The sequence below is a fragment of the Methylorubrum zatmanii genome (assembly GCF_014845115.1).
Lineage (GTDB): Bacteria > Pseudomonadota > Alphaproteobacteria > Rhizobiales > Beijerinckiaceae > Methylobacterium > Methylobacterium zatmanii.
The window spans coordinates 1-4,084 of record NZ_NKUI01000249.1 but is presented as its reverse complement, the minus strand read 5'-3'; the positions used below and the strand labels follow the sequence as shown (position 1 = coordinate 4,084).

The following is a 4,084-nucleotide window of genomic DNA, read 5'->3' as shown; positions in this document are numbered from 1 at the left end:
CCTCATCCTCCGGCGCCTGCGGGTCGGCCTCGTCCTCCGGCGCCCCGTCGTCCGCCTGGGGGGTGACGCCCGCCGAGTAGAAATCGCCCCGCCGTACCGCCTCGCCGCTATTGGCCATGACGCTGAGATAGGTGTTGAGCGTATTCGGGGCGACATCCGGCAGGCGCCGCGCGATCTCGGCATGCGACAGGCCCTGCGGGCCGGCGCTCTCCAGCAGGGCCTTCAGCCGCCCCTTGGCCGAGTTCGCCCGCGGACCACGGCTGCCCCGCCCGCCGCCGCGCCCGGCCCGGACCTGCGGTTCGGCCGAAAAACCCGCCTCCGCCGAGGCCAATCCGGCCACGCCCTCGAGCGAAGCGCCCTCAACGATCGCCGCGAGCGACTTCTCCGCCACCCGAAGCTTCGTCAGTTCGGCCGCGATGCGCTCGTAATCGGCCTGGAGATCGGCCATGCGCCGCCGGACATCGGCCAGTGCCTTGGCCAGCGTATCCCCTTCCGACATGACGGACTTCAACTCCCGGGCGATTGACAGGGGCCTACAGCCACAGCTCGCCCCTGCCGTCAACCTAGGTGAATAATCTCCATCCTCACCGCAGAGGCCGCGACCGGCCCGGTCTCGGATCCGTCGCGGCCGGCAATCGCTGACCGCCCGTCCTCGAGCAACGGGCGGATTCGAGATCCGCTCGAACGAGCGCTGCACAAGACAACGAACAGGTTGCCTGCACGCCGCAGATCAGGCGGCGCTGCGCAGCCCCTGCGGACGATCCACCCGGCCCGCCAGCACCTGTTGATAGGCGGACAGGGCATTCGCCGCCGCGGCCTCCCAGGTGAAGTGCGTGCCGATGCGCGCCTGCGCGCGGCGGCCCATCTCGGCGAGCTGTGCCGGATCCTCGGCCATGCGCATCAGCGCCTGCGCCAGGGCGGGGGCATCGCCCGGCGGAACGAGAACGCCGCATCCGCCCTCGAGCTGGTAGGGAATTCCGCCGACCGCCGAGGCAAGGACGGGTACGCCCTCGGCCATCGCTTCGAGCACGACGAGGGGCAAGGTGTCGGCGAGCGTCGGGAATACGAACACATCGGCCCGGCGCATCAACGGCGCGATCTCGGAATCGGCGAGATGGCCCGTGACGATCACCCTCTGGTCGGCCCGGTCGGGCTGCAGCCCGGAATAGTCAATCTCCGGCCGCGTATCGCCCGCCACGATCAGGGTGTAGGGACAATCGAGGCCTTGGAAGGCGCGCAGAAGGATCGGCAGCCCCTTGTTCGGGGTGTGATTGGCCAGAAACATGCAGGTCAGCCCGCTCTGGTCTCGCGGGGGCAGGCCGAATTTCCGATGAACGGTTCGGTCGAGAACCGGATCGGGGGCCGCTCTCGGCGTCACACCGTTGGACACGACATGGACGGCCCCCCGGTAGCCCATCCCGTCCAGGATGTCGAAATCCGCCGGCGACAGGGCGAAAACCGCGCTCGCCCCCCGCACCACGCGGCCGACGGGCTGTTCCACCAGTCGCCGCCACACCTCGCCGCGCAGCCGGTCGAACCCGTAGATCCTCCGGCCATTGGCGACTTCGTTGAAGCCGTGCGTCGACACCACGTAGGGGATCCCGGCCCGGCGCGCCGCGACGGCGACCCGCTCCATCTCCAGGGCGGGCATCGGATTATGCAGATGGACGAGATCGTAGACGCCGGCCCGGATGCGGTCGGGGATGTCGGAGCGGTAGAACAGCGTGCGGTAGCGCTTCGGCAGGCGGGCCCAGGGCAACCCCGGCGGGAGCCAGGTCCGGACCGGCACACGCAGGACACCGGTCTCCGGCCCGGTGGCGGCAGCGTCGGCGGCGTTCAGCATGCTCGCCACGCTCATCCGGCACTGCTCCGCGAGCGCCGCGCTCAACTGCTCACCGGCCCGCGCACCGCCGCTCACCGACATGTGCGGCGGCACGATCAGGGGGCTCAGGACGCGGAACATGCGTATTTCTCCGTGAGCTGGGTCGAAAGCTCCGGATCGCGCCAGAGATTGGAGAGCGCCTCGTCGATGGTATAGGCTTGGCTCCAGCCGAACAGGTCGCGGATGCGACCGTTATCCGCCGCCAGAAATGGCCGGTCGACGGCCCGTATCCGCGTATTGTCCTGGATCAGGGTGAAGTCGCTGCCGGTGATGGCTTTGAGCTTTCCGATGATCTCCGCGACGGAATAGGAACAGGATGTCCCGAGATTGACGGTCACCGTCTCACTGGCGGGAACGTCGCTGTTGAGCGTGGTGGCGACGAAGCCCGCCGCGGCATCTTGAACGTGGATGTAGTCGCGCTTCGGCCAAAGGTTGCCGAGACGGATCGTCGTGCGGCCGGATTTGAGCTGGGCCACGATCTCCGGCAGCAGATGCGGGTTGGTCTCCCCGGGACCGATCACGTTGAAGAGCCTGACGATCACCGCGGACAAGCCGTGGGTTCGGGCGGCGTAGCGGACGTAATGCTCGCCGTGGAGCTTGCTGAAGCCGTAGATGTCGCTCGGCTCGATCAGGGCCGTGTCCTCGCGATGGGGCAGGTCGTCCGGCTTGTAGACCGCTCCGCTGCTGGCGAAGACGACACGGCAGCCCGGCGGGCATGCGGCGAGAACGTTCTGTGTTCCCAGCACGTTGGTGCGCACGGCCAGGGACGGATCCTGCTCACATTCCGGGATGTAGTGGATCGCCGCGAGGTGGATCACCGCCTCGGGTTCGAACGGTTCGATCGCCTCGCGCACCGCCTCCGGCTCGTTGATGTCGACGCGCTGAAAGTCGATGCCCGCCATCTCGTCCGGGGTGAAGCGGACCGTGCCGTAGCGCAGCGAATCCACCACACGGACGGTATGGCTGCGCATCAGTCGCCGCGTGACTTCGCGTCCGACATAGCCATTGCCCCCAGTGACGATGATCCTCACGATCTTGCCTCCACGCCCTAGACGAGCAAAGATTTTGCGGAACGGTCAGAAATCTTCGCCGACATCGTTCCGCAACCCGCGTCCCGATCCGTCAGTCCGTCTTCGGTACGACTGATCATGCCGTGCGGGAGGACACGCCGTATCGGCGGATCATCAGGAGACCGGGGGACCCGGCTCACGTCCCAAGCTATCCCGAAAGAAAAACGAGCAGAATAAAAGCGATTCCGAGCTTGAGTCAGAGACATCGATCGATCTCATCGCGAAACCACGTCCGATCAGGCGGCGCTCCGGCAGCACTCTGTTCTACCAAGGCTTGAGAGGAGAATGAATGACCCGTTGTGATGACGCCTTACGCTCTTTTTGGATTAATCCCTCAGGAATAAGATTAATTTACGCAGATCCCAGTCATTGGCAATCATCATACTAGATCAACAATCATGAAATTCTGACAGCAACGTCGCAGAGCCCAAAATAGCAACATTCTCATCAAGATATTGCCGGTAATGCGACTTGGTCGAACGGATCAAGACTGGGCATGCACCATTCCGCTCATGACCCGGACCGGCATCGCCGCACGAAGGCAACGGCGCCCGATAGCGGAGCACCGGACAGGCGACCTCTCTCTGACGGAGCGGGGCGGATCCCGAAAGCGGATCGAAGCTCGGGCGTCACCACAGCGGTGGTGGAGGCTTCCGTCTGGACTCTCTCGAACGGAGGATCGGAACGAAGCCGCAGCAGCGGTCAACCGCTGAACGCAACGTGCAAACCGGCACACGCCCAGATAATCCTGGGCCGTTCGCGAAGGCAGCGATTGAGACGGCGGGTTAACATCACCGGAAGAGAAGTTTGCAAACCGCTTCCGGCGGTACAATCACTTCCGGTTGCAAGTGATCGAAAAACAATGGTCGGAGTGGCGGGATTCGAACCCACGACCCCTAGTCCCCCAGACTAGTGCGCTAACCGGGCTGCGCTACACTCCGACGCCCCCTGCGGGGTTCGCGGCTCATAGCTTTCCGCTTCAGGCAGCGCAACCCCCCTCATGCCGTTTGGCGAAAGAACGACGACTTTCCCCGTCGTCTCGCCCCGTCGCCGCCCCACCCATCCGGAGCCGGTCCCCCTCCCGCGGTTCGTCGGCCGCGGACAGGAACCCGGCCCGGGCAAGGCAAAAGCG

Annotated in this window: 3 protein-coding genes and 1 tRNA gene; all 4 read right to left on the bottom strand. The window is 65.6% G+C overall.

Annotated elements, in window-relative coordinates; translation table 11 throughout:
* A partial coding sequence (locus tag MZTS_RS22625) for a hypothetical protein (RefSeq protein WP_246482236.1) occupies positions 1-499 on the bottom strand: 499 nt, incomplete at its 3' end.
* A gap of 231 nt (positions 500-730) precedes the next feature.
* Positions 731-1,963, bottom strand: a complete 1,233-nt coding sequence (locus tag MZTS_RS22620) for a glycosyltransferase family 4 protein (protein ID WP_192285504.1) — start codon at positions 1,961-1,963, stop codon at positions 731-733.
* Positions 1,948-2,913, bottom strand: a complete 966-nt coding sequence (locus tag MZTS_RS22615) for an NAD-dependent epimerase/dehydratase family protein (protein ID WP_192285503.1) — start codon at positions 2,911-2,913, stop codon at positions 1,948-1,950. Before MZTS_RS22615 ends, MZTS_RS22620 begins: the two co-directional genes overlap by 16 nt.
* 902 nt (positions 2,914-3,815) lie before the next feature.
* A tRNA-Pro gene (locus MZTS_RS22610) sits at positions 3,816-3,893 on the bottom strand.
* Positions 3,894-4,084: the final 191 nt, after the last annotated feature.

Coding starts and splice junctions, on each gene's coding strand:
- MZTS_RS22620 (WP_192285504.1), bottom strand. CDS start 1,963: ATGTTCCGCGTCCTGAGCCCCCTGATCGTGCCGCCGCACATGTCGGTG.